Raw genomic sequence first — 25,084 nt, 5'->3', positions numbered from 1 at the left:
GGGGCTCCCCCGCGGAGCCCCGAGCCGCCTTTCTCGTGTGGGGTCACCTCGACGTCGAGCCCGCGAGCCGCAGCGAGGCCGGCCAGGCGCGGGAGGCCGAGCGGGTGGCCCACAGGGCGACGGCGATGTAGGCGACCTGCTCGGGAACCCTCAGCCACAGCGGTGAGGCCTCGCCGCCGTTGAACGGCACCTGGGCCACGGCCGCGTAGATGTTGGCGGGAAGCAGCAGCACGAACATCGCCGCGAGGGAGAACCCCGCCGCCCAGCGGGTCGTGGTGACGACCAGTCCGGCCGCCCCGAGAAGTTCGAGCACCCCGGTCGCGTAGACCATGAAGCCGGGGAACGGCACGAACGGCGGCACGATCTTCACCAGGTCGGCATGGTTGGGCATCACGGTGACGCTCTCGGGGACGAAGTGCGCGCTGGCCGTCATGACGAGCATGACCGCCATCGCGTGGGCGGCGCTCGCGGGCCACGTGGCGAAGCGGCTGACGCCGAGCGCTCCGAGGGCGCGGAAGACGAGAAGGGCGACTCCCAGGACGATTACCGGATCCATGATGTCTCCACTGGATAGTGACACTGTCTAATGTTGGATAACGTCACTATCCAATGGAGTGGGGGAGATGTCAACCCCGGCGGGGGAGCCTCGTCCCCCGCCAGGGGGAGGGGACGGCGGGCCCTGCCGAGCAGGCTTGAGGTGTGAGCGAGACCGAGATGCGCAAGAGGGCCAGGACGGCGCGGCCCACCGTCGAGACCGGGATAGAGACCAGGGCGCGCCGGTCGTGGACCGCGCCCGCGGCAGGCCTGTGGTCCGTGGCCTTCGGGCTGACCGGCGCCTACTGGGCCCTCGGGGGCGCGGGATTCCCCCTCGGCGCGGGCGACCCTCGCGCGGACCAGGTGGGCTCCCTGCTGGCCTCGGTCGAGCAGGGCCCCACGGGAGCCGTCATGGCGGCGCTCGGCCTGCTCGGCGCGCTGGTCGCGGTGGCGATGACCCGTTCGGCCGCGCGCGGCCTGTCGTTCGTCTTCGCCTGGACGATGTGCGTCGGCCTGATCGTGGCCGTGCCCGACGTGCGGGTGATGCAGAACTTCGGCTACCTGTTCATGGGCTACACGGGCCTCTGGGACGGCCCGCTGCTGTTCATGCTCTTCTGCATCGTCGGCGGCGCGCTCTGGGCGGCGGCGGCCTGGGCCGGGAGGGACGGCGGCGATTCCGGAGGCGGCGCGCGAACGGTGCGATGGGCAAAGCCCGTCACCTACCTGGCCGCCGTGCTGGCTCTGCCGTACGGCATCTCGCGGATCTCCTGGGCGATGGGGATCCCGCTCGGCGTGCCCGACGGCTTCCTCGCCGGGGGACAGCAGGACGCATGGATCGCCGAGGCGGTGCTCGGCGGGCTGTGCGTCGTGGGGGCGCTCCTGACGCTGGGCCTCGTCCAGCGCTGGGGCGAGGTCTTCCCCCGCTGGATCCCCTTCCTGGGCGGCAGGCGCGTGCCGGTCTGGCTGGCGGTCGCGCCCGCGCTGTGCGCGTCGGCGATGCTGATCCAGGCGGGCTCGCGCCTGTTCCTCTGGATGGTCACCGGCCAGATCACCATGACCGCCGAGGACTGGGGCAGCTTTGGGCCCGGCCTGTCGTGGCTGCCGTGGGGCCTGGCGCTCGTCGCCGCCACCTACGCCTACCACCTTCGCAGGCGGAGCGCCCCCTGACCGCCGCTCACCAGGAGCGAGGGTCAGCGCCGGGGGAAGGTGAGGTTGCGCATCCTGCGCACGGCCTTGTCGAGCACCGTGCGGTCCTGTTCGCGGGCGAGCTTGACCGCCTCGCGCCGCCAGTGCTCGGCCTTCTCCTTCCAGCGCGCGGTGTCCCTGCGCCCCTTGGCCGCCTCCCTGCGCAGTTGGGCGACCTCGGCCCGCAGCGCCGCGGTCCGCTCACGCAGCCTGTCCAGCTCCTTGTCGCGCTGCCTGGCCAGCCGCTCGTGCTCGGGCACGGGGCGCCGGCGCGGAGGGTAGAGGCGGGGCCTCCTGGCCAGCCCGAAGGCGGCGCCGTCCACCCACTCCAGCCCGAACACCTCGTCCAGGACGTCGTCGACGTGCTCGCCCTCCTTGATCAGGAGCGACGCTCGCGCGAGGGCGGCGGTGCGCTCCAGCCGGGCGCACACCACACCCTCGAGGCTCTCCTCGAGCGCGACGCACAGCGCGCCCCCGTCGGTGGCCTCCAGGTGGCCGACGAGCCGCTCGACGGTGGTGGGCTCGGGCATCCAGCCGGGCGGGCAGAGCAGCCGGAAGGGCGCGACGGGCTCGGGCGCGGGTCCCAGCCGTACGCGGGGGTCGTGTTCGAACTGGGCGCGCAGCAGCCGCAGCTCCAGCAGCGGATCGGACAGCGGCGAGCGGCGCGAGTCTGTCAGCGACTCCCACGGCCCCTCGACCGTGACCCGGACATCGGGCAGCGAGCTCGCCAGCAGGCCGTCGACGGTGGCGCGGGTGTCCTCGTAGGAGCCCGCCTCCACCACCGCCTCCACGTACGGCACCAGCCACTGCCGCCCCCGATCGGTCCGCAGGTAGCGCCGGTACGGCACGCGGTCGGCGACGAACGGGTCGTTGTAGCGCTTCAGCTCGGCGAAGGAGCGCATGGCGGTCGGCACCCCCACGTGCCAGGCCCGCGCCTCGGGATCGGGCACGAACACCGCTCCCGCCTGCGTCAGCCGGTAGCCGAGCTCGGTGTCCTCGGCCAGCTTGAGCGTGGTGTCCATGCCGCCGCACGCGCGCAGCAGCCACGCGGGATAGGACGCCGTCGCCCCCACGTGCACCCGCGACACCAGCGAGCTGGGCGCCGTGCGCAGCCCGTCGTGGCTCGCGATGATCTCCTCGGCCCAGTCGTGCCGGTGCGGCGACATGGGGAACAGGTCCGCCACCCCAGCCGCGACCTCGGAGGGCGAGGGCAGCACGGGCGGGTCGGTGAAGTCGATCCAGCCGAGGACGACCAGGTAGGAGGCCAGATGGTGCCAGCGCATCTGCGCCTCGACGTGCTCGGGCCATGGCACCATGTCCGCGTCGAGCACCAGCACGATCTCGCCGGTGGCCGCGTCGGCTCCTGCCTGCACGGCCGCCGCCCTGCCCCAGCTCTCGCGCACCCTGACGACCCTGCCGTTGGGGACCAGGTCGGCGCGCAGCGGCACGGGGCTGCCGTCGTCGACCACGATCACGTCAAGCAGGCGCGCGGGATAGGTCTGGTTCGACAGCGCGGCCAGCGTGAGGTCGAGCTTCTCCTGGCCGCCGTGGGCGGGGACCACCACGGTCACCGTCATCGACGGCTCCCACGCGCCCAGCGCGGGCGGCTTCAGCGGGCCGAAGTCGTTGCGCCTGATCCTCACGGGGCCAGCTCCATCAGCGCGTTCGGCCTGAATCCCCTCCACTGCTGCCTGTTGCGCTGCAGGAACGTGCCGATCGGCTCCTGCCAGGTGTGGTCGGCCGCGGGGCCCCTGCGCAGGATGTAGCCCAGGCCGTGGGTGCGGTAGATCTGCCCGCCCGCCGCCTGCAGCGCCTCCTGGAACTGCGTGTCGACCGAGCGCCTCAGCGGCCTGAACCCGCCGACCGCCTGGAAGGCCGACCGCTCCACCAGGATCGTCCCGCCTGCCACGAAACTCGTGATCTGCTCGGTGATCTGGCTGCGGTGCACCGTCACGTCGATCGACGACAGGTAGACGAACTCGGGCACGGTCCCGACCACCTGGGCGCCGGAGTAGGAGTGGGCCAGCAGCAGATCCCACAGGAAGTCGGGCCCGTACCAGTCGTCGTCGTCCATCTTCAGCAGGAAGGAGCCAGAGGCGCGGGCCGCCGCGTCGTTCAGCACCTCGCCGAAGATCGCGTCGGTCTCGAAGACCGTGATCGGCCTGTCGAACCGCTTGACGGCGTCCACGACGTCGGGATGGTCGCGCGAGACGCCGTGCAGCGCCAGGACCACCTCGAGCTGGACGTTGCGCTGCCTGGCCACCTGTTCGAGCGCGAAGCCGACCATGGAGGGCCTGCGGGTGGCCAGCAGGACGGAGGTCAGCGGGGGAGCGGGCGCGGGCGAGCCGAGCTGCTCCCACCTGGCGGCCACGCCGTGGACGCGCATGGCCTCGCGGCGCAGCCTGACGCTGTGCTCCTCGCGCCGCAGCTCGTCCGCCAGGTCCACCGGGGTGGTCAGCAGGGACGACAGCCTGTCGCCCATCGCCCTGGCCCAGCGCGGCACCTCCGAGGCCACCAGCGGCACGCCCGCGGCCGCCAGTCCCGCCAGCACCCTGACCGCGGGCAGCGGGCCGCTGTGGGCGTGGCGCCAGTCGATCTCCACGCCCCTGATCTGCCTGAGCCTGGCCACGTCGGCGTCCGTGACCCCGCCCGAGGCGGCGAACGTGACGACCGGCCTGCCGTCCAGCACGACCGACCAGCGGCCGCCCGACTCCGCCAGCATGGCCATCCCGCGCGAAGGGGTGGTGACGAAGCCCATGGGGTTCACCAGGCGTTCGTCCACCGGCGGGATCATCGAGGGCTCCACGGGGACGGCGGCCAGTTCGGTCCCGCCGGGGCGGCCGATCCGCTCCCAGCTGGCCGCCTCGACCGTCGGCCGGTCCACCGGCTGCTCGTCCTCGGCCCACTCCACGTCGTCCTCGACCGTGCGCAGCACGATGTCGCCACCGGGCGCGCCGACCCGGTCGGGGACGGGGCCCGTCAGCTCGGCGGGTGTGGCGTTCGGGTCGCCCGGCCGCCAGTCGGCCGCGCCGACGCCCGCGATGGCGGCGGCGGGCGCGGCGATCACGTCGAGGCGGTGCCCCGCGAAGGCGCGGGCGGTGGCGGCGACCGTACGGCCCGCGGGCGTCGGCGCGGAGAAGCGCGCGTCCACCACCCACACGCGGTTCTTCGGCTGGTAGACGCGCAGCTCGGTCAGCGACCTCCAGCGGTGCGCGGGGGTGGGCGTGGGCACGGGGGCCGGGTGCGCGGCGGGGGTGTCGGCGACCGCGACGACCACCCGCTCGGCCTCGGGCAGCAGCTTGTGCAGGGTGGCGATCCTGCGCAGGTCGGCGGGGCTGCCCGCCAGGACCAGCACCTCCTTGACGCGTTCGGCGCCCGGCTCGATCAGCTCGTGGTCGAGGTCGGTGGCGCCGCTGTGCGCGTCGAGGCCCGCCTGGAAGACCCTTCCTCCGCGCTCCAGGGTCTCGCGCACGAGGTCGGCGATCATATGACGCGCCTCAGGAAGGTCGCCAGACCGGTCTTGGCCGGTTCCTCCTTCGCCTGCGCGAGCTCCTCGCGCAACGCGGCGACCTCGGCCTCCAGCGCCCTGATCTCGTCCCTGCGCCTGGCCGCGAGCGCCCGCCACTTGGCGGGATCCCCGGCGACGGGCTCGGCCTCCTCGGCGGTGGCCAGGCCGTACTCGCGCCCGCCGACCCACACGGAGCCGAACATCTCGTCCACCAGCGCGTCCAGGTCGCCGCCGACCCTGCGCGCCCTGGCGAAGGCCGCGGTGCGCTCGAGCCGCGCGGACACGACGCCGCTCCCGCTCTCCTCCAGCGCCACGCTGACCAGGCCCTCGTCGAGAGCCACCAGCCTGGCCACGGTGTCGGCGCCGAGCACCCACCCGGGCGGCACACTCAGCAGGTACGGCGTCGGCGCCACGCTCTCGGGCGCCTTCCACGCGAACGACACACGCGGCTCGTGCGCGTAGAGGTTGTGCAGCAGCCGCAGATCGAGCAGCGGGTCGTCGAGGTTGGAGCGCCGTCCTTCGCCCAGCAGCGACCACGGCCCGACCAGCGTGACCGCCACGTCGGGGACCGAACCGGCCAGCGCGGAGTCGACCGTGGCCCTGGTCTGCTCGTAGCCCGCCGCCTCCACCGTCACCCGCACGTAGGGCACCAGCCACTGCCTGCGCGGATGGCTCCTCAGCCAGCGCAGGTCGGGGATGTGGTCACCGAGGTAGGACCAGTTGTGCCTGTGGACCTCCTGCTGCCTGCGCATCACCGTGGACTCGCCGACGTGCAGGCTGCGCGCCTCGCCGTCCGGGATGAACACCGCGCCCGCCTGGGCCAGCCGGTAGCCGAGCTCGGTGTCCTCCGCCATGTTCAGCCGGGGGTCGACCCCGCCCGCGTCGGCCAGCAGGCGCGCGGAGACCGAGGCCGTGGCGCCGGTGTGCAGGAGGTAGGCGCTGGTCCCCGCGTCCCTGAGCCTGCGGGTCTCCTCCAGCATCTTCGCCGTGTACGGCTGGACGGCCCCGCTGTCGAAGTCGTCGCCGAACAGGACCTCGCCGACCACCACCGCGTAGTCGAGCAGGTGGTGCCAGCGCATGTGCGCCTCGACGTGGTCGGGCGCGAGGATCATGTCGGCGTCGAGCCAGTGGATCACCTCGCCCGTCGCGGCCCTCGCTCCCACGTTCCTGGCGTTCCCCCTGCCCCAGCCCTCGCGCACCCTGACGATCTGCGCCTCCGCCCGCAGCGCGGGCTCGCTCCCGTCGTCGACCACGACCACGTCGAGCAGGTGGGAGGGGTAGGTCTGCGTCGCCAGTGTGGCGAGCGTCCTGTCGAGCTCGTCCTGGCAGTTGTAGGCGGGGATCACCACCGTGACGGTGAGCTCGGGCGTCCACGCGCCGATCGCGGGCGGGCGCAGTGAGCCGTAGTCGTTGCGGCGGACCTTCACACGCGCTCCTCGCGCAGCTCGCGGAGCGCGGCCCTGAGCTCGGCCACCTCCTCGGCGTGGGTCATCGCGTTGACCCTGTCCTCGCCGAGCGAGGCGAGGATCGCGCTGAGGTCCTCGTTGCGCCTGGTCGCCGACTCCTCGACCGCGGCCGAGAGCCTGTCGATGCGCGACTCGATGCGCTTCAGGCCGGTGGCGCTCTGGGTCAGGCCGTTCTCGATCTTCTTGACTCGCAGGTCGATACGGTGGGCCTTGCCGTCCAGGCGACGCACGGTCAGCACCAGGAAGGCGAGAGCCGACAGCGCGAGCAGGAACGCGGCCGCGGCGAGCGCGGCGGCGGGGGAGACGGCTCCGGTGAGCGAGAGCACCCCGAGGACGGCCAGCACGAGACCTCCGAGGATGGCGATCGCTGCCAGGTGGCGGGGCGAGAGCATCCGCGCATACCTTCCGTGTAACTTCGTCCGATGACGTGCGGCTGGGGATAAGTGGGGATATTTACACCATAGTCAACAGAAGGCACTACCGTGCCATAAGTTCCTGGATGATTGCTGGGAACGAACGCTCAGGCCAACTCGTTCGGAATGACCCGCTCTTCCGTCAGAGTCAAAGCGGCGTAAAGTAGGCGCGCCCGAAGACGACAGGACGAGGAGCGCCTCCGATGACCGCCATTCCCTTCGTGGAGACGCGAGGGGCCGCCGGTTACCTGCGTACCCCCACAGCGGAAATCGAGCGGTTGCGCTGGAGCGACGCGGGCTGGAGCCTCGGCGAGAGCCCTGACGGGCTGCCCGGCATCGAGGCGCTGCGCCCCCTGTGCGGGCTGTCGGTGGAGTGGCCCGGCGACATGACCGAGCAGGAGCGGCGGGCGGCCCTCGACGGGCTCATGAACCTGGCCTTCGCCGGGGTCCCGCTCACCTCGGCGCTTCCTGACCGGGTGCCTGACTGGGTTTCCCCCGACTTTGCCGCGCTTCTGACCGACAGGGGCTGGTTGTCGGTCAACAGGGAGGCGGGGCCGAGATGCGTGGCCGATCTGCGCCGCGAGGAGCACAGCGTACGGCTGCGCCGCCTGGCGCCCAGGCCGGCGCTCACGCCCACGGTCAGCGTGGTGATGTCGAGCAAGCGGCCCCACCTGCTCGCCTCGGCGCTGGCCCAGATCGCCCTTCAGCGCCACGTCGAGGTCGAGGTGCTGCTCGGCCTGCACGGCATCGCCGACCATCCGCTCGCGCGCAGGGCCGTCGAGGAGTGCGAGCTGCCGATCAGCGTCGTGTCGGCCGACGCCGGCACGCCGTTCGGCGCGCTGCTCGACCTGGCCGCCGCCCGCGCCTCGGGCGAGTTCGTGGCCAAGTGGGACGACGACGACTGGTACGGCCCCGAGCACCTGTCCGACCTGCTGCTCGCCAAGCGCGCCTCGGGCGCCGACATCGTGGGAACGGCCGCCGAGTTCTTCTACCTGGAGCCGCTCACCACCACCATTCGTCGGATCTCCTACACGAGCGAGGTCTGGACCGACTTCGTGGCGGGCGGCACCATCCTGCTCGCCCGCGACGACTTCCCCGGCTTCGAACCGCTGCCCAGAGGGGTCGACGCGGCGCTGCTGAAGTCCCAGCACGCCAGGGGCGCCCGCATCTACCGCGCCCACGGCCTCGGCTACGTGCTGCGCCGCTCCCACAGCGAGGGGCACACCTGGCAGCTGCCCCTGGCGCACTTCCTCAAGGTCGCGCACAACCAGTGGCGCGGCTTCAGGCCCAGTCTCCTGCTGGAGGCCTCGTGACACGGGTGCGCGGCAACGACTACCGCGTGCTCGACGTCCCCGACCTCGGCACGTGGACGCCTCGCATGAGCGTCAGCGTGATCGTCCCCGCGTACGGCGGGCAGGACAAGCTCGACCTCGTCCTCGAGGCACTGCGGTCGCAGAGCTACCCCGCGCACCTCGTCGAGGTTGTCGTCGTCGACAACGGCAGCGTCCCGCCGCTTCGCGTGCCGTCATGGGTCAAGCTCGTCGTCTGCGAGAGCCCCGGACGCGCCGCCGCCCGCAACGCCGGCCTCGCCGTCGCCTCCGGCGAGGTCATCCACTGGCTCGACTCCGACGTGGTGTTGACGCCGCGCGCGATCGAGGCGCACATGCGCTGGCACCACCAGGCGCCCTACCTGGTCGTCACCGGCTACATCCGCTTCACCTCCGCCCCCGTGCCCGCCAGGCTGCCCGACGACCTGGAGTCGGCCTTCGAGCCCGCCGAGCCGCACGCGTGGATCGTGGAACTGGTCGAGAGGACAGACGGCCTGACCGCCAACCCGAGCAGGCCCTTCAGCCTGCACGTCGGCGGCGCGACCTCGGTCAACGCCGCGCTGGTCGCGGCCGCGGGCCCGATGGACGAGGAGCTGGTCCTCGGCCAGGACACCGAGATGGGCTACCGCCTGGCGCAGGCAGGGGCCGTCTTCGTGCCCGAGCCCCAGGCCCGCGCCTACCACCTCGGGCCCACCATGCGGATGCGCGACAAGGCCCCGATCGACAGGGTCAGCCACGCCACCGTCGCCGACCGCGTCCCCGCCTACCGCTGGCTTCGCTCCCACCCCGGACGCCAGTGGAAGGTCCCCCTCGTCGAGGCCGTCGTGCACGCTGACGAGGGCGGCTACGAGGACGTGCGCGCCACCGTGGACGCGCTGCTGGCAGGGACCGTGCCCGACGTGTCCGTCACGCTGGTCGGCCCGTGGGAGGGGCTCGAACGCGACCGCAGGGCACCGCTCAGGGACCCCGCGCTCGACCTGGTGCTGCTGCAGGGGCACTACGCCCACGAGGGCAGGGTCCGGCTGGCGGCCACCGACGAGACCGACCCCGCCGTGCCGTACGTCCTGCGCCTTCCCGCCGGCTGGACGCCGGCGGAGGACAGCCTCGCCAGGCTGCTGGACCTCGCGAAGGAGGAGGGCCAGGGGCTGGTCAACGTGCTGCTGTCGGAGTCGGGCGGGCAGGTCGTCACCGCGCGCCTCGAACGCACCGCCGCCTTCGCCAGGGCCCGCGTCGTGCTCGAACCGGGTGAGGAGCTCGACGACGCCGTCGACGCGGTCTTCGGGGTGCGCTGGGTCGAGGGCGAGACCCACGGCTTCGCCAGGCAGCCGCGCGTCCCGCTCGGCCGCCGCGGGGCCTACAGGGCCAGGAGCGAGGCCCAGGCCGAGGCGGCCAAGCTCAGAGCCGAGGTCGAACGGCTGCGCGGCCAGGTCGACAGGTGGCGCGAGGAGTCGGGCAAGTGGCGCAGGAGCACAGTCGAGCTGCGCCGCGAGGTCGGCACGCTACGCCGTCAGCTCGCCGCGGCGGGACGGGTCCAGCAGGGCCTGCGCGCCGCCCTCACCGCCTCGGTGAAACGCGCGCTCAAGCGCAAGGTCTGAGCCAGGACATCGGACCTCTGGCGTGGCCCGGCTCAGTTGGGGCGCAGCGCGGACTTCAGCTTGCGCAGGAACGTGCGCTCCTGCGTGACGGCCGGCGGGGGCGCGGGGATCGACACCGGCTTCGGGGCGGCGGGAGCGGGCCAGAAGCGGTCGGGGGGCTCGTGCCGTACGCCGTGGGTGACCTCGATGATCTCGTCGAGGTCGGCGCAGGGCTCGGCCAGCAGCCTCGCCCGAGCCAGCGCGGAGGTGCGCTCCAGCCTGGCCGTGCGGCCGTCGGGCAGGTCGACGACCAGCACGCCCGTGAGGTCCTTCTGGACCGACTCGATCATCCGCTCCAGCGTCGCCTTGTGCAGCGGCACGTCCACCGGCCCGACGTAGCGGAACGGCGTGGGCGCGGGCGTCGGGGCGGCCTCGTCGATCATCCTGATCCGCTCGTCGTGCGCGTAGAGCTCGCGCATCACCCGCAGCTCGAAGCAGGGGTCGCCGAGCACGGAACGTCGCTCGTCGCTCATCCGCGACCACGGGCCGACCAGCGTCACCACGACGTCCTGCACCTTGCCGTCGAGCGCGGCGGCCACCGCCTGCCGTACCGTCGACTCGGAGGTGTCGGTGACGTCGAGGACGATCTCCACGTACGGCACCAGCCAGCGCCGCCCCCTGTCCTTGCGCAGGTCGCGCCTGAGCGGGATGCGGTGGGCGAGGAACGGCTCGACCACCCGCACCGCGCGCTCACGGTCGCGGTGCTGGGCGGGCAGTCCGAGATGGACGGCCTCGGCGAGCGGCTCGGGAACGAACACCACGCCGTGCATCGCCAGGCGGTAGGCGAACTCGGTGTCCTCGCCGCGCAGGACGTGCGGGTCGAGCCCGCCCACGGCGTGGAATATCTCGCGGGGAAGGGCGAAGGTCGGCCCCGTGCACACGTGGTAGGGATTGCGGCTCTTGCGCAGCCCGTCGGTCTTCTCGATCGTCGCCTCGGTCGAGCTGGGAACGGCCGAGGCGAGGTCGAACAGCTCCCCGAGGCGCGCGGCGCCGAAGACCTGCGCGGGCGTCAGCGGCGGCTTCTCGACGAACCTCTTCATCCCGATCGAGACCACGTAGTCGCTCACGTGGTGCCAGCGGGCCATGGCCTCGATGTGCTCGCGCCCCGCCACCATGTCGGAGTCGAGACGCTGGATGATCTCGCCGTCGGCCGCCTTCACGCCCGTGTTCACCGCGTGGGAGATGCCCCAGCCGTCGGTGACGCGCACGATCCTGGTGTTGACCGGCCTGATCTCCGGCAGCTCGATCGGCGGGGCGCTGCCGTCGTCGACGACCACGACCTCCATCAGGTGCTCGGGGTAGGTCTGGGCGGCCAGCGCGGCGAGCGTGAGGTCGAGGTGCGGGCCGCCGTGCGAGGGAACCACGACGCTCACCGACAAGGAGGGCGACCATCGGCCCACCTGTGGCGGTGTCAGTGCGGAGTAGTCGTTCTGCGTCATCGCAGTCATCGTGGTCCAGCCTCCCCGTCCCCTGTGGGAGACCTTATCCGGGGTTGCTGGGTATTGGCTGAGGAGTCTGTCCATCAAATGGACGCCCGTACCGCTCGCCGAGCCGGGTGGCCGTAGACTCGGTGCACAACACCGCAGGTAGTCGCAGGAGCGAATCATGACCAGGGCATGGCGAGGCCTCATCGAGGAATACCGGGACCGGTTGCCGGTGAGCGAGACGACGCCCGTGGTCACGCTCCTGGAGGGCGGCACGCCGCTCGTCCCGGCCCAGCGCGTCTCCGCGCTGACGGGCTGCGAGGTCTACCTCAAGGTAGAGGGCGCGAACCCGACCGGCAGCTTCAAGGACCGTGGCATGACCATGGCCATCAGCAAGGCCGTCGAGGAGGGCGCCAAGGCGGTCATCTGCGCCTCCACGGGCAACACCTCCGCCTCGGCCGCGGCCTACGCCGTACGGGCGGGGCTGACCTGCGCCGTGCTGGTGCCGCGCGGGAAGATCGCGATGGGCAAGCTGGCCCAGGCTCTCGTGCACGGCGCGACGCTACTGCAGGTCGAGGGGTCCTTCGACGACTGTCTCGAGATGACCCGCAAGCTGTCGGAGAACTACCCGATCGCGCTGGTCAACTCGGTCAACCCCTACCGCCTGCAGGGCCAGAAGACGGCCGCCTTCGAGATCGTCGACACGCTCGGCGGAGCGCCCGACATCCACTGCATCCCCGTCGGCAACGCGGGCAACATCTCCGCCTACTGGATGGGTTACCAGGAGTACGGCACGTCGCCGCGGATGTTCGGCTTCCAGGCCAGCGGCTCGGCCCCGATCGTCAACGGCGCGCCCGTCACGCACCCGCACACCATCGCCACCGCCATCCGCATCGGCAACCCCGCCTCGTGGCAGCTGGCCGAGGCCGCGCGCGACGAGTCCGGCGGCGTCATCCAGGCGGTCACCGACCGGCAGATCGCCGCCGCCTACAAGCTGCTGGCGCAGGAGGAGGGCGTGTTCGTCGAGCTCGCCTCCGCGGCGAGCGTCGCGGGCCTGCTGCACGCCCACGCGCAGGGTCTCGTCGAGCCCGGCCAGCGCATCGTCTGCACGGTGACAGGCAACGGCCTCAAGGACCCCGACTGGGCGATCTCCGGCGCTCCCGCGCCTGTCACGATCCCCATCGACGTCCACGCGGCCGCGTCGGCGCTCGACCTGCTGTAGACGCCGTCCCGTACGGCACGCTTGAGACCACATCTCGTACGGCAAGCCGCGAAGGGCCCCCGTGTCCGCCGCGCGCCCTCTCGCGGGGGCGCGCGCCCAGCAGGACTCCGGTTCCCGCCGTCACGGCGCGTCCTTACCCGAGGAGCTGCATGACCGACAGCACGGTCGTCGTCCGGGTTCCGGCGACCTCCGCCAACCTGGGCCCCGGATTCGACTCCCTCGGCCTCGCGCTGGCCTTCCACGACGAGGTCGAGGCGGAGCTGTTCACGCCGGAGGGCGGCGCTTCGCGGGTCGAGGTGACGGTCGAGGGCGAGGGCGCCGGAGAGCTCGAACTCGGCGACGAGCACCTCGTCGTGCGGGCGATGCGCAGGACCTTCGACCGGATGAACGCCCCGCAACCCGCGGGAATCCGGCTGCGCTGCCGCAACAGGATCCCGCACGCGCGCGGCCTGGGGTCCTCCTCGGCCGCCATCTGCGCGGGGATCCTCGCCGCCCGTGCTCTGGCGCGCCTGCCGTACACGCCGCTGGCGGGTCAGGACGGCGCGGACGGGCAGGCGGCGCTCGGCTCTGAGCGAACAAAAGAGCTCACCGACGACGAGGTCTTCGCGCTCGCCACCGAGATGGAGGGGCATCCCGACAACGTCGCCCCCTGTCTCGCCGGAGGACTGACCGTGGCGTGGACCGACCAGTTCGGTACCGCGCGTATGGTGAAACTGGTTCCCGACGCGAGCATCAGGCCGGTCGCGCTCATACCCGCTACGCGACTGTCCACCGAGACCGCGCGGGGGCTTCTACCGAAGGAAGTGCCTCACAAGGACGCCTCCTTCAACGCGGGGCGGGCAGCGTTGCTGATCGCCGCGTTGACCCAGCGTCCCGACCGTGAACTGCTGCTCGCAGGCACGGAAGACCGTCTCCACCAGCACTATCGCGCGCCTGCCATGCGGCGGACGGCGGATCTGGTAGAACGGCTTCGTGCCATGGGCGTGCCCGCCGTCGTCTCGGGAGCGGGTCCCACGATCCTTGCGTTTTCGACACCGGATGCGCAGGATTTGATCGCGCCAGAAGTGGGTAATGACTGGCATATCCAGCTAATGGACGTCGACCAGGATGGTGCGACCGTTCAGTCTCCGAGACACGCTGATGCCTCTTAGACCTTCAGGGAATAGCCGTGTGCGCTGGTGATGTTAGGCTGATAGCCGCACCAGATGCCCCCTTGTTGGGTGCGTGCTTGTCAGCCACACATCGTTGCATCATGCTTCACGTCGCGAGGCGTGAGCAGCGCGGCTGTCTCCCCGAATCCGTTCGCTCCGGTTGGCCCACACCCGGTCGGCGCGACGCGAGGCGGCGAATCCGGGGAAGTGCGCGTTCGAACCACTTCGACATCTGGCTGGCGACAGCAATCTGGGGGGTCCCCTCCACGCGCCACCGTCCTGTGGCGACCTGGACGAACCCCTCCCCAACCGTGGCGGCCGTCCTGCGCGGCGGCCGAAGATCGCAAAGTGCACCCCGACCCGGTCTGTCCCGCCGGATCGACAGCACCTCCGGGACGATCGGCTGATCATGGCCGACGCCCGACCCCTGGGAAGGACCCTTAGTTGAGCGACACCACCGAACTCCTCTCCGACGCTTCCGGCTCGTCCGCGAGCGCGTCCGGCGACACCCCCACCCGCGCCGCGGCCAAGCCTCGCGCGCGTCGCTCCGGCACCGGACTGTCCGCGAAGGTGCTGCCCGAGCTGCAGAAGATTGCCGCCGAGCTGGGCATCAGCGGGACCGGGCGGATGCGCAAGAGCGAGCTCATCGCGCGTATCCAGGAGAAGCAGGGAGTCGGCGCCGGTGACAGCGCCCCCGCCGCCCCCGCCGCGGAGGCGCCCGCCGCCCCCGCCGTCGCGGAGGCCCCGGCCGTGGCCGAGCGCCCCGCCCGCAGCCGTCGGGAACGTTCCCGCCCCGCCGCGGCCGCAGAGACTGTCGCCACCCCCGAGCCCGTCGCGGCTCCCGAGCCTGTCGCGGCGGCTGCCGCACCGGTCGTGGAGCAGCAGCAGCCCGTCGTGGAGCAGCAGCAGAACGACAACCAGGCCGACGGCCGCGACCGTGGCGAGAGCCGTCGCGACCGTGGTGAGCGCCGCAGCCGCCGCGAGCGCGGCGAGCGTGGCGAGCGCCAGGAGCGCGGCAGCGACCGCCAGGAGCGCGGCGAGCGCTCCGAGCAGCAGCCGCAGCGCACCGACGCCGAGCGCACCCGCGACCGCGGCGACCGCGTCCAGGACCGTGCTCAGGACCGTGAGCGCGTCCAGGACCGTGACCGCGGCGCCGACCGTGACCGTGGCCAGGACCGCGGCGCTGACCGTGGCGCTGACCGTGGCGCCGACCGTGGTCAGGACCGTGGTCCCGACCGCGGCCAGGACCCGCGCGGCGGTGGCGACGACGACGAGCGCGGGCGCGGCAGGCGCGGCAGGTTCAGGGAGCGCAACCGCGGCCGCGGCCGTGACCGCTTCGACAGCAACGAGCCCGTGGTCAGCGACGACGACGTGCTCATCCCGATCGCCGGCATCCTGGACATCCTCGACAACTACGCGTTCGTCAGGACCAGCGGCTACCTGCCCGGCTCCAACGACGTCTACGTGTCGCTGGCCCAGATCCGCCGCAACGGCCTGCGCAAGGGCGACGTCATCACCGGCGCCGTCCGCCAGCCGCGCGACGGCGAGCGCAGGGAGAAGTTCAACGCCCTGGTCCGCCTCGACACCGTCAACGGCATGGACCCGGAGCAGGCCCGCAACAGGCCCGACTTCAACAAGCTGACCCCGCTCTACCCGCAGGAGCGGCTGCGCCTGGAGACCGAGCCCAACATCCTGACCACGAGGATCATCGACCTCGTGGCCCCGATCGGCAAGGGCCAGCGCGGCCTCATCGTCTCCCCGCCCAAGGCCGGTAAGACGATGGTGCTGCAGTCGATCGCCAACGCGATCACCCGCAACAACCCCGAGTGCCACCTGATGGTCGTGCTCGTGGACGAGCGGCCCGAAGAGGTCACCGACATGCAGCGCTCGGTCAAGGGCGAGGTCATCCACTCGACCTTCGACCGTCCCGCCGAGGACCACACCACCGTCGCCGAGCTCGCCATCGAGCGCGCCAAGCGTCTGGTGGAGCTGGGCCACGACGTGGTCGTCCTGCTCGACTCCATCACCCGTCTCGGCCGCGCCTACAACCTGGCGGCCCCGGCGTCCGGACGCATCCTGTCCGGTGGTGTCGACTCGACCGCGCTCTACCCGCCGAAGCGTTTCTTCGGCGCCGCGCGCAACATCGAGAACGGCGGCTCGCTGACGATCCTCGCCACGGCCCTGGTCGAGACCGGGTCCAAGATGGACGAGGTCATCTTCGAGGAGTTCAAGGGCACCGGCAACGCGGAGCTCAAGCTCAACCGCTCCCTGGCCGACAAGCGCATCTTCCCCGCGGTGGACGTCGACGCGTCCGGCACCCGTAAGGAAGAGATCCTCATGGGCAAGGACGAGCTCCAGATCACCTGGAAGCTGCGCAGGGTCCTCCACGCGCTGGACATGCAGCAGGCCCTGGAGCTGCTTCTGGAGAAGATGAAGGAGACGAAGTCCAACGCGGAGTTCCTCCTCCAGGTCCAGAAGACCACGGTCAGCTCCGAACGCGACTGACAGCACCACCCGCACGGTCCCGGCCCCGATTCCTGGGGCCGGGACCGTGTCGTATGGGGACGTCCCCACGACGGCACGGTCCCCTGGGCTCGCCCGGTGAGGGCCTGGCGCCCCACGCCCTCACCTGGTCCTCGCCGGCGGCTCAGGTGGTACCGGCTCGTCGACTCCAGGTCACCGGCCTCGATCCGGGACACGTGGCCGTGGGGGATTCCCAGCGGCCCGTCTTCGCGAGCCGTCCAAAGACGAATGGCCCGCTCCTTCGAGGAGCGGGCCATCGGTTCAACCAGAGGGTGTTACTTCACGTCCACGAACTTCTGGCTGGACCAGGAGCCGTAGGTCTTGCTGGTGGCGGGGACCTTGACGCGCCAGTAGCCGTCGTAGCGCTGCTTGACCGCCTTGGAGTACTTGCCGGTCGAGCTGGCCTTGGCGAAGCCCATGAACTTGTACTTCGTGGTGCCCTTCTTCTTGAAGTACACCTCCACGATCTTGCCCGCGTACGCCTTGGAGCCGCGGTAGACCTTGCCGTACAGCTTGAAGGCCTTGCTGACCTTGCTCTTGGCGGGCGCGCCCAGCGTGACCTTCGACTTGGCCTTCTTCGAGGCGCCGCCGCTCGGCGCGTTCACCGTGAACGCGCCGACGCCCTTGAGCGTCTCGCCGCCGCGGTTCGCGGAGATCTCCAGCGTCCACTCGCCCGGCGCGCTGTCGTCGGTGAAGTAGACGGTGCCGGTGTAGTAGCCGTCCGTGCCGAGCTCGAGGCTGCCGAGGTCGTAGTACTCGGAGGTGGTGTCGCTCGTCATCTTGGCGCTGACGAGGGAGGCGTCCTTCACCGCCGCCTGGACGGTGACCTTGACCTCCTGACCCTTGACCAGGTTGACCGGGTTCGGGTTGACCGAGGCGCCGGTGATGCCCTGCTTGCCTGCCACCTTGACGGTGAAGCTGTTCGTGCCGCGGGAGGTCACGATCTTCAAGGTCCAGTCACCGGACGGGTCGTCCTTGGTGATGGTGAACTTGCCGCTGCCCGAAGCGGACGCCGGGCGCTTCTGCGTCGCATCGGTGAGGTTGGCGGGCGCGGTGTAGGTGAGCGACACCGCCTTCGCGCTCTTGCCGGGCGGGGTGATATCGGCGGAGGTGACCGCGACCTTGTCGGCGTCCGTGGTCGGCCCGTCGCCGGTGCCGAGCGGGTTGGCCACCGCGAAGGTGAAGCCGACCTCGATCTCCTTGTCCGCGGGCACGTAGGCGCTGCCGCTCATGGAGACGTTCGTGATGTCGTCGGCGGCCACGTACGCCGCCTGCGACACGGATGCGCTGGCCGAGGAGAGGCTGGCGCCCCCGACGAGCACAGCCACCCCCGTTGCGGTCGCCAGCAGCAACCGCATCCTTTTCTTCATGTGATGGGGCCCCTTGCATCGGTGTATATGTGAGAAAAGTTACGGATTGGACGTTTGAGACTACTGGGGCTGATTCGAGCCGTCCATCGGATCGCGTGGAATGACCTGTGGCCTGGGATGGTTGAAGGATCTGGCACACTGGTAGCTGAACCGAAAGCGGTACCGGTTCCCGCCGCGCGCGAAATCACTCAGTGTGTCAGCGCGCAAGCCGTACGAGCGACCCGGCGACCGCACCCCGAAAGGACTTGCAATGAAGCGCGACATCCACCCCGAGTACAACGTGACCCAGGTGACCTGCACCTGCGGCAACACCTTCACCACGCGTAGCACCGCGAAGAACGGCTCCATCCACGCCGACGTGTGCTCCGCCTGCCACCCGTTCTACACGGGCAAGCAGAAGATCCTCGACACCGGCGGTCGCGTGGCGCGCTTCGAGCAGCGCTTCGGCAAGAAGGCCAGCAAGTAGCTTCCCTGACGCCGGCCCGGAGACGCGCATGCGCGCGCCCGGGTCGGCGTTCTTGGTGAAGAGGCGGCGACAAAGCGGAAGAAGGACGCACGGTGAATCTCGACGAACTACTCAGTGAGTACGCCGAGCTGGAGCAGCAGCTCGCGGACCCCGCCGTGCACGCAGACCAGAACAAGGCCCGCACGCTCGGCAGGCGTTACCGCCAGCTGACCCCCATCGTCGGCACCTACCGCGAGCTCGAGGGCGTCAGAAGCGACCTCACCGCCGCCAAGGAGCTCGCCGCCGAGGACGAGGGCTTCGCCGAGGAGGCCGTCCAGCTCGAGGAGCGCATCCCCAAGCTGGAGGAGAAGCTCAAGCATCTGCTCATCCCGCGAGACCCCAATGATGACAAGGACATCATCATGGAGATCAAGCAGGGTGAGGGCGGCGAGGAGTCCGCGCTGTTCGCGGGCGACCTGCTGCGGATGTACCTGCGCTACGCCGAGCGCCTCGGCTGGAAGACCGAGATCATCGACGCCCAGCACTCCGACCTCGGCGGCTACAAGGACGTCACCGTCGCCATCAAGGCCAAGGGCGAAGAAGGCGTCTGGTCCAGGCTGAAGTACGAGGGCGGCGTCCACCGCGTGCAGCGGGTGCCCGTCACCGAGTCGCAGGGCCGCATCCACACCAGCGCCACCGGTGTGCTGGTCTATCCCGAGGCCGAAGAGGTCGAGGTCAACATCGACCCCAACGAGCTGCGCATCGACGTCTACCGGAGCTCGGGCCCCGGCGGGCAGAGCGTCAACACCACCGACTCGGCGGTCCGCATCACCCACCTGCCGACCGGCGTGGTCGTCTCCTGCCAGAACGAGAAGAGCCAGCTCCAGAACAAGGAGTCGGCGATGCGCATCCTGCGCGCCAGGCTGCTGGCCGTGGCGCAGGAGCAGGCGGAGGCCGCGGCGCAGGCCGAGCGCAAGTCCCAGGTGCGTACGATGGACCGTTCTGAGCGCATCAGGACTTACAACTTCCCGGAGAACCGCATCTCCGACCACCGCGTCGGCTTCAAGGCGTATAACCTCGACCAGGTGCTCGACGGAGAACTGAGCGCAGTCACCCAGGCCCTCATCGACGCCGAAATGGCGGAGAAGCTCGCACAACACTCATGACATTCCTGCTGGACGAGATCGCTCTCGCAACCGCCCGGCTCGCCGAGGCCGGAGTGCCGTCCCCGCGCACCGACGCGGAGGAGATCGCGGCGTTCGTCCACGGCGTGCGCAGAAGCGAGCTCCACACGGTCAAGGACGCCGACTTCGACGCCCTCTTCTGGGAGGGCGTCGCCAGGCGTGAGGCCCGCGAGCCGCTGCAGCACATCACGGGACACGCCTACTTCCGCTATCTGGAACTCGCGGTGGGCCCGGGTGTGTTCGTGCCACGCCCCGAGACCGAGGTGGTCGCCGGCTGGGCCATCGAGCGGCTGCGCGAGATGGACGTCGCCGAACCCCTGGTCGTCGACCTCGGCACCGGTTCGGGCGCCATCGCGCTGTCGATCGCGCAGGAGGTCGCGCTCGCCCAGGTGCACGCGGTGGAGGTCGACCCCGACGCGTACGGCTGGGCCAAGCGCAACATCGCCGAGCACGGCCAGGGCCGTGTCCACCTGCACCCAGAAGACCTCGCCGACGCGCTTCCCGAGCTCAACGGCAAGGTCGACCTCGTCATCTCCAACCCGCCCTACATCCCGCCAGGCGCCATCCCGCGCGATCCCGAGGTGCGCGACTACGACCCCTCACGGGCGTTGTACGGCAGCGGCGCCGACGGGCTCAACGAGGTCAGGGCCGTCGAGCGCACGGCCCGCCGACTGCTCAGGCCGGGCGGCTGGGTGGCCGTCGAGCACGCCGACGAGCAGGGGCAGTCGGTCTACCGTCTCTTCCCCGAGGACAAGGGCTGGCGCGACGCACGTCTGCGCCAGGACCTCACCCGAAGGGACCGCTTCGTCACCGCCAAGTTCGGCCAGGAATAGGATTGCTCGCCGTGGGACGACGTTATGACTGCGCAGATGCCGAGCAGAAGGCCGCGGGGCTGATCGACGCGGCTTCTGCCGTGCGCAAGGGCGAGCTGGTGGTGCTGCCGACGGACACCGTCTACGGCATCGGCGCCGACGCCTTCACCCCGTCGGCGGTGACCGCGCTGCTGGACGCCAAGGGCCGTGGGCGCGACATGCCGCCGCCGGTGCTGGTGGGCACCGTACGCGCGGCCAACGCCCTGGTCGAGGACCTCGGCGCGTACGGCCAGGACCTCATCGACGCCTTCTGGCCCGGCCCTCTGACGATCGTGTGCAAGGCGAACAGGTCGCTCTCGTGGGACCTCGGCGACACCAAGGGCACGGTCGCCCTGCGCATGCCGCTGCACCCCGTGGCGCTCGACCTGCTCAAGGAGACGGGCCCGATGGCGGTCTCCAGCGCCAACCGTTCGGGCGCGCCCGCCGCGACCACGGCGCAGAACGCCGAGGAGCAGCTCGGCGACTCGATCGCCGTCTACCTCGACGGCGGGCCCTGCGCCGACGACACGCCGTCCTCGATCCTCGACCTGACCGCGGCCGTGCCCCGGCTGCTCAGGAAGGGCGCCATCTCGGTGGAGAAGCTGCGCGGCGTCGTGGGTTACGTCGCCACCGACTGATTGATGCCGTCTGTTTATCCCTGAAGCGGACGGCCGCGCACGCCACCTACCGTGAGGCCCATGGGCTCGTTCGACGGTATGGATCCGACACTGGTGCGTGACCTGCTGGCCGAGGTGCGACGGGCCGCCGTCCAGATGCGTTCGCTGGAGAGCAGGGTCGCCCAGGCCACGCGGAGCGCGGGCCTGGCCACGCCGGTGACGCACCGGCCCTCCCAGGTGGCCGACGCGTGCGAGGAGATGGCGCGCGACGTCACGGGGCGGCTGGCGCTGCTGGAGAAGAAGGAGGCCGCGCCACGGGTGGGGGAGCAGGCCAAGGACATCTCCCCGAACGGCACACCCGCCTCGGGTGAGACGAAGGATCCCGCGCCGAAGGACTCCAAGGAGCCGCGCGAGGACGATCGCGCCTCCAGGACGGCCAACCCTCGCGAGACCACGACCCCGAACGACCCTCCCTCCTCCTCCGACCCCGCCCCCAGGAAGGACCCCACACCTCCGGAGCCGGAGTCCAAGAGGGATCCGACGCCCGCGGATCCGGAGTCCAAGAAGGATCCGGCTCCAACAGAGCCTGTGCCCAGGAAAGACCCCACACCTCCAGAACCCGAGTCCAGGAAGGACCCGGCGCCTGCGCAGCCCGAGCCGAAACAGGATCCCGCGCCTGCCGAGCCGGAGTCCAAGCGAGACCCCGCACCTGCGGAGCCGGCGCCCAAGAAGGATCCTGAGCCCGCGCCGAAGAGTGAGTCGACGCCGAGGGACGCGCCCGACGAGACCGCCCCGAAGACGGGGGAGACGCCCGAGCCGAGGCCGACGCCGCAGCCGGACTCCCGCGTCGGGGACGTCCCGAGCGCCACCGACCAGCCCAAGGACGGCGACAGGGACAGCCGCCACGACAGGGGCACCGAACCCGGCACGCCTGGCCAGGACATCCTCGACACCCCTGCGAAGGACCACCCCGACGACATCGACCAGAGCGACGCGGGCAAGCCGCAGGTCGTGGAGGTGGACGGGGTCAAGGTCCTGCAGATCCCCCTCGACCCGCCCACCGCCCGCGAGATCGCCGATCTCCTGGACGACGTCGAAGCGGTGCGACCCACCGACCTCCCCTCCATGGAAGGCTCGGCGGCCCCCCTGGCACCGGCCGTCCAACCGCTGGACACCTCGCTGACGCCGGCGGTGCAGCCGCCGTCGAACGGTCCGTCGGCTCCGTTGACGCCGGCCGTCCAACCTCCGGTGGACACCTCGCTGACGCCGGCGGTGCAGCCGCCGTCGAACGGTCCGTCGGCTCCGTTGACGCCGGCCGTCCAACCTCCGGTGGACACCTCGCTGACGCCGGCGGTGCAGCCGCCGTCGAACGGTCCGTCGGCTCCGTTGACGCCGGCCGTCCAACCCCCGGTCGACACCTCGCTGACGCCGGCCGTGCAGCCGCCGGTGGAGTCTCCGTTGACGCAGGCCGTCCAGCCGCAGGAGGGAACGAGCGGCGCGACCACCGGTGCCACCGCGAGCGGCGGGTGGGCCGATGATGGCGGCGATGTGGTGTCGGTGGATGCCAGGCCGCCGTCGGATGCGGCGTTGAGGTCGTTGGTGGACAACGCGAGCGACATCGGGCCGATGGAGATGCCGAGCGTCGAGGTGCCGCCTGGGGAGTGGGGCAGGGGTGAGTGGGTGCCGAAGGATTTCGGTCCTGATGGCGCCGCGGGTTCGGTGGATCCTGGTGGTGCTGCGTCCCAGGCGTCGGGTGGTGGTGATTCCACCTCGGCCAGGGGGGCGGTCTACGAAGGCCCCGCCGCGGGACAGCAGTCCGAGTCGGCGTCCTCTGCCGAGCCGACGTCCTCTGCCGGGTCGGCGTCGCCTCCGGAGCGCTCGGAGGCGAGTGCCACGACGGGCGCCGCCTCGGGCCGGGCCGATGATGGCGGGGATGTGGTGTCGGTGGATGCCAGGCCGCCGTCGGATGCGGCGTTGAGGTCGTTGGTGGACAACGCGAGCGACATCGGGCCGATGGAGATGCCGAGCGTCGAGGTGCCGCCTGGGGAGTGGGGCAGGGGTGAGTGGGTGCCGAAGGATTTCGGTCCTGATGGCGCCGCGGGTTCGGTGGATCCTGGTGGTGCCGCGTCCCAGGCGTCGGGTGGTGGTGATTCCACCTCGGCCAGGGGGGCGGTCTACGAAGGCCCCGCCGCGGGACAGCAGTCCGAGTCGGCGTCCTCTGCCGGGTCGGCGTCGCCTCCGGAGCCGACGCGGGCGAGTGACGCGACGGCTGCCGCCTCAGGCAGGGCCGAAGATGGCGGGGATGTGGTGTCGGTGGATGCCAGGCCGCCGTCGGATGCGGCGTTGAGGTCGTTGGTGGACAACGCGAGCGACATCGGGCCGATGGAGATGCCGAGCGTCGAGGTGCCGCCTGGGGAGTGGGGCAAGGGCGAGTGGGTGCCGAAGGACTTCGGGCCCGACGGCGAGCCGGGGCGCGTGGAGCCCGGCGCGCCGGGCCGTCCCACCGTCCCGCCCGGCAGCTGAGAGGGAGTGCGCATGTACGTCGACCCACCGGCCCCGCAACCGCGCCAGCCAGGCGAGCAGCCGCCCGTGACCACCTCGGGAAGCCCCCTGGACGGCCAGCCGAGAGTGTGGGAGTTCAACCCCGACTACCAGCGCCTGGTCACCGCCTGGCAGACCGTGCTGCCCATGCTGGAGACGCTGACGGCCAGCCTGGACAAGGCCTACCAGCTGGCTCGCAGCCCGCAGACGTGGGAGGCCCCCGTCGGGTCGCGTTACGTGGAGGACCTGGCCGAGTGGCGTAACAGGCTGGGGCTGTACCGGCAGGCGGTGCTGACGGCCATCAGCGACCAGGCCGCCGACACCCCGCGCTGGGTGCCCGCCTCCGCTGGGGCGCCACACGCCTTCTCCTGATCCCCGCCTTGTGGGAAAACGGAGCATTCGTGCCTACAGTGGATGGATGTACTACGGCCCGGATTTCGGGGCCCTCCAGCGTGAGGATCCCGAGATCGCGCAGGTGCTGCTCGACGAGGTCGATCGGGTACGCGGCGGCCTGCAGCTGATCGCGAGCGAGAACTTCACCTCGCCCGCCGTCCTGGCCGCGTTGGGCTCGACGCTGACCAACAAGTACGCCGAGGGCTACCCCGGCAGGCGCTACTACGGTGGCTGCGAGGTCGTGGACAGGGCCGAACGGCTCGCGGTGCGGCGGGCGACCACGCTGTTCGGAGCAGACCACGCCAACGTGCAGCCGCACTCGGGGGCCAGCGCCAACCTGGCCGCCTACGCCGCGCTGCTCCAGCCCGGCGACACGATGCTGGCCATGGCGCTGCCGCACGGCGGGCACCTCACCCACGGCTCGAAGGTGAACTTCTCCGGCCGCTGGTTCGACGTGGTGTCCTACGGCGTACGGCGCGACACCGAGTTGATCGACTACGACGAGGTGCGCGACCTGGCGCGCAGGCGCAGGCCGAAGCTGATCGTGTGCGGCGCGACGGCCTACCCACGCCTGATCGACTTCGGCATCTTCAGGGGCATCGCCGACGAGGTGGGCGCGTGGCTGATGGCCGACGTCGCGCACACCATCGGCCTCATGGCGGCGGGCACGATCCCCTCGGCGGTGCCGTACGCGGACGTGGTCACGTTCACCACGCACAAGGCGCTGCGCGGGCCGCGCGGCGGCGGCATCCTGTGCACGGCCGAGCTGGCCGCGAAGGTCGACAGGGCGGTCTTCCCCTTCGTGCAGGGCGGTCCGCTCATGCACGCCATCGCGGCGAAGGCCGTCGCGTTCGGTGAGGCGATGCGTCCCGAGTTCGCCGACTACGGGCGAAGGGTCGTCGAGAACGCGAGAACCCTGTGCGAAGCGCTGGAGGGGATGCGTCCCGTGTCCGGCGGCACCGACACGCACCTCGCGCTGATCGACCTGCGCGCTCTCGGCGTAACGGGGGCCGAGGCCGAACGGCGCTGCGCCGCGGCGGGCATCACGCTCAACCGCAACGCCATCCCCTACGACCCCGAGCCGCCCGCGATCACCTCGGGGCTGCGCGTGGGGACCCCCTGCGTCACGACTCAGGGGATGGGGGTGGAGGAGCTCAGAGAGGTGGGCACGCTGGTCTCGCGCGCCGTGAGATATCCAGAAACTGCGGATGAAGTGCGGGAAAGGGTGTCCGAGCTGGTGGCGAAACATCAGCCTTATCTCAGTGAATTATAAGGTGATCTGTGTCGATTTCCGG

At 71.2% G+C, this 25,084-nt stretch carries 20 protein-coding genes; 13 read left to right on the top strand and 7 right to left on the bottom strand.

Going from position 1 to position 25,084, the window contains the following annotated elements; translation table 11 throughout:
* Positions 1–43 precede the first annotated feature (43 nt).
* On the bottom strand, positions 44–556 hold the full coding sequence (locus FHR33_RS18515) for a DoxX family protein (protein ID WP_183649171.1): 513 nt from the start codon (positions 554–556) through the stop codon (positions 44–46).
* 143 nt (positions 557–699) lie between these two features.
* Between FHR33_RS18515 and FHR33_RS18510 the strand changes: the two genes are divergently transcribed.
* On the top strand, positions 700–1,701 hold the full coding sequence (locus FHR33_RS18510) for a hypothetical protein (protein WP_183649168.1): 1,002 nt from the start codon (positions 700–702) through the stop codon (positions 1,699–1,701).
* 23 nt (positions 1,702–1,724) lie between these two features.
* Here FHR33_RS18510 and FHR33_RS18505 read toward each other — a convergent pair whose 3' ends face one another.
* The 4 genes from FHR33_RS18505 to FHR33_RS18490 are packed head-to-tail and all read right to left on the bottom strand — an operon-like array spanning position 1,725 to position 7,085.
* Positions 1,725–3,362: a glycosyltransferase gene (locus tag FHR33_RS18505; RefSeq protein ID WP_183649165.1), complete on the bottom strand. Its 1,638-nt coding sequence runs from the start codon at positions 3,360–3,362 to the stop codon at positions 1,725–1,727.
* Positions 3,359–5,206, bottom strand: a complete 1,848-nt coding sequence (locus FHR33_RS18500) for a glycosyltransferase (RefSeq protein ID WP_183649162.1) — start codon at positions 5,204–5,206, stop codon at positions 3,359–3,361. Before FHR33_RS18500 ends, FHR33_RS18505 begins: the two co-directional genes overlap by 4 nt.
* A complete protein-coding gene (locus FHR33_RS18495; RefSeq protein ID WP_183649159.1) occupies positions 5,203–6,654 on the bottom strand; it encodes a glycosyltransferase family 2 protein in 1,452 nt (483 codons plus the stop codon). Before FHR33_RS18495 ends, FHR33_RS18500 begins: the two co-directional genes overlap by 4 nt.
* The gene (locus FHR33_RS18490) at positions 6,651–7,085 is read right to left on the bottom strand and encodes a hypothetical protein (protein ID WP_183649156.1); all 435 of its coding nucleotides are present in this window, start codon (positions 7,083–7,085) and stop codon (positions 6,651–6,653) included. Before FHR33_RS18490 ends, FHR33_RS18495 begins: the two co-directional genes overlap by 4 nt.
* Before the next feature lie 224 nt (positions 7,086–7,309).
* On the opposite strand from FHR33_RS18490, the gene FHR33_RS18485 reads away from it, so the two are divergent.
* Positions 7,310–8,419 carry a glycosyltransferase family protein gene (locus FHR33_RS18485; protein ID WP_183649154.1) on the top strand — a complete coding sequence of 370 codons (1,110 nt, stop codon included), beginning with the start codon at positions 7,310–7,312 and terminating at the stop codon, positions 8,417–8,419.
* Positions 8,416–10,029: a glycosyltransferase family 2 protein gene (locus tag FHR33_RS18480; RefSeq protein WP_312895600.1), complete on the top strand. Its 1,614-nt coding sequence runs from the start codon at positions 8,416–8,418 to the stop codon at positions 10,027–10,029. Before FHR33_RS18485 ends, FHR33_RS18480 begins: the two co-directional genes overlap by 4 nt.
* Before the next feature lie 32 nt (positions 10,030–10,061).
* Here FHR33_RS18480 and FHR33_RS18475 read toward each other — a convergent pair whose 3' ends face one another.
* On the bottom strand, positions 10,062–11,507 hold the full coding sequence (locus tag FHR33_RS18475; protein ID WP_246452005.1) for a glycosyltransferase family 2 protein: 1,446 nt from the start codon (positions 11,505–11,507) through the stop codon (positions 10,062–10,064).
* Positions 11,508–11,673: 166 nt separating this feature from the next.
* Between FHR33_RS18475 and thrC the strand changes: the two genes are divergently transcribed.
* The 3 genes from thrC (at position 11,674) to rho (ending at position 16,370) form a co-directional block, all read left to right on the top strand.
* Positions 11,674–12,714: a threonine synthase gene (gene thrC / locus FHR33_RS18470; protein WP_183649148.1), complete on the top strand. Its 1,041-nt coding sequence runs from the start codon at positions 11,674–11,676 to the stop codon at positions 12,712–12,714.
* Between the two features lie 149 nt (positions 12,715–12,863).
* On the top strand, positions 12,864–13,865 hold the full coding sequence (locus tag FHR33_RS18465; RefSeq protein WP_183649145.1) for a homoserine kinase: 1,002 nt from the start codon (positions 12,864–12,866) through the stop codon (positions 13,863–13,865).
* A gap of 444 nt (positions 13,866–14,309) precedes the next feature.
* Complete coding sequence (gene rho, locus FHR33_RS18460) at positions 14,310–16,370, top strand: transcription termination factor Rho (RefSeq protein ID WP_183649142.1); 2,061 nt, start codon at positions 14,310–14,312, stop codon at positions 16,368–16,370.
* 293 nt (positions 16,371–16,663) lie between these two features.
* Here rho and FHR33_RS18455 read toward each other — a convergent pair whose 3' ends face one another.
* Positions 16,664–17,758 carry a hypothetical protein gene (locus FHR33_RS18455; protein ID WP_183649139.1) on the bottom strand — a complete coding sequence of 365 codons (1,095 nt, stop codon included), beginning with the start codon at positions 17,756–17,758 and terminating at the stop codon, positions 16,664–16,666.
* 250 nt (positions 17,759–18,008) lie between these two features.
* Here FHR33_RS18455 and rpmE point away from each other — a divergent pair, with 250 nt between their 5' ends.
* The 7 genes from rpmE to glyA all read left to right on the top strand — a co-directional run bounded on the left by rpmE (position 18,009) and on the right by glyA (position 25,062).
* A complete protein-coding gene (rpmE, locus tag FHR33_RS18450; RefSeq protein ID WP_183649136.1) occupies positions 18,009–18,224 on the top strand; it encodes a 50S ribosomal protein L31 in 216 nt (71 codons plus the stop codon).
* Between the two features lie 92 nt (positions 18,225–18,316).
* Positions 18,317–19,369, top strand: coding sequence for a peptide chain release factor 1 (gene prfA / locus FHR33_RS18445; RefSeq protein WP_183649133.1), 1,053 nt, complete (start codon positions 18,317–18,319; stop codon positions 19,367–19,369).
* Positions 19,366–20,220 carry a peptide chain release factor N(5)-glutamine methyltransferase gene (gene prmC, locus FHR33_RS18440; protein ID WP_183649130.1) on the top strand — a complete coding sequence of 285 codons (855 nt, stop codon included), beginning with the start codon at positions 19,366–19,368 and terminating at the stop codon, positions 20,218–20,220. Before prfA ends, prmC begins: the two co-directional genes overlap by 4 nt.
* A gap of 11 nt (positions 20,221–20,231) precedes the next feature.
* Entirely contained in the window at positions 20,232–20,876 is a 645-nt protein-coding gene (locus FHR33_RS18435; RefSeq protein ID WP_183649126.1) for an L-threonylcarbamoyladenylate synthase, read from the top strand.
* Positions 20,877–20,936: 60 nt separating this feature from the next.
* Positions 20,937–23,378 carry a hypothetical protein gene (locus FHR33_RS18430; RefSeq protein WP_183649123.1) on the top strand — a complete coding sequence of 814 codons (2,442 nt, stop codon included), beginning with the start codon at positions 20,937–20,939 and terminating at the stop codon, positions 23,376–23,378.
* A 12-nt stretch (positions 23,379–23,390) separates the two neighbouring features.
* Positions 23,391–23,768 (top strand): hypothetical protein, encoded by a 378-nt coding sequence (locus FHR33_RS18425; RefSeq protein WP_183649121.1) that lies wholly within the window; start codon positions 23,391–23,393, stop codon positions 23,766–23,768.
* 46 nt (positions 23,769–23,814) lie between these two features.
* On the top strand, positions 23,815–25,062 hold the full coding sequence (gene glyA, locus FHR33_RS18420) for a serine hydroxymethyltransferase (protein WP_183649118.1): 1,248 nt from the start codon (positions 23,815–23,817) through the stop codon (positions 25,060–25,062).
* The last annotated feature ends 22 nt before the right edge of the window (positions 25,063–25,084 follow it).

This window comes from Nonomuraea dietziae, from assembly GCF_014195505.1.
GTDB classification, from domain to species: domain Bacteria; phylum Actinomycetota; class Actinomycetes; order Streptosporangiales; family Streptosporangiaceae; genus Nonomuraea; species Nonomuraea roseola.
The sequence above is the reverse complement of the archived record's forward strand: the minus strand, read 5'-3'. Positions and strand labels throughout refer to the sequence as shown.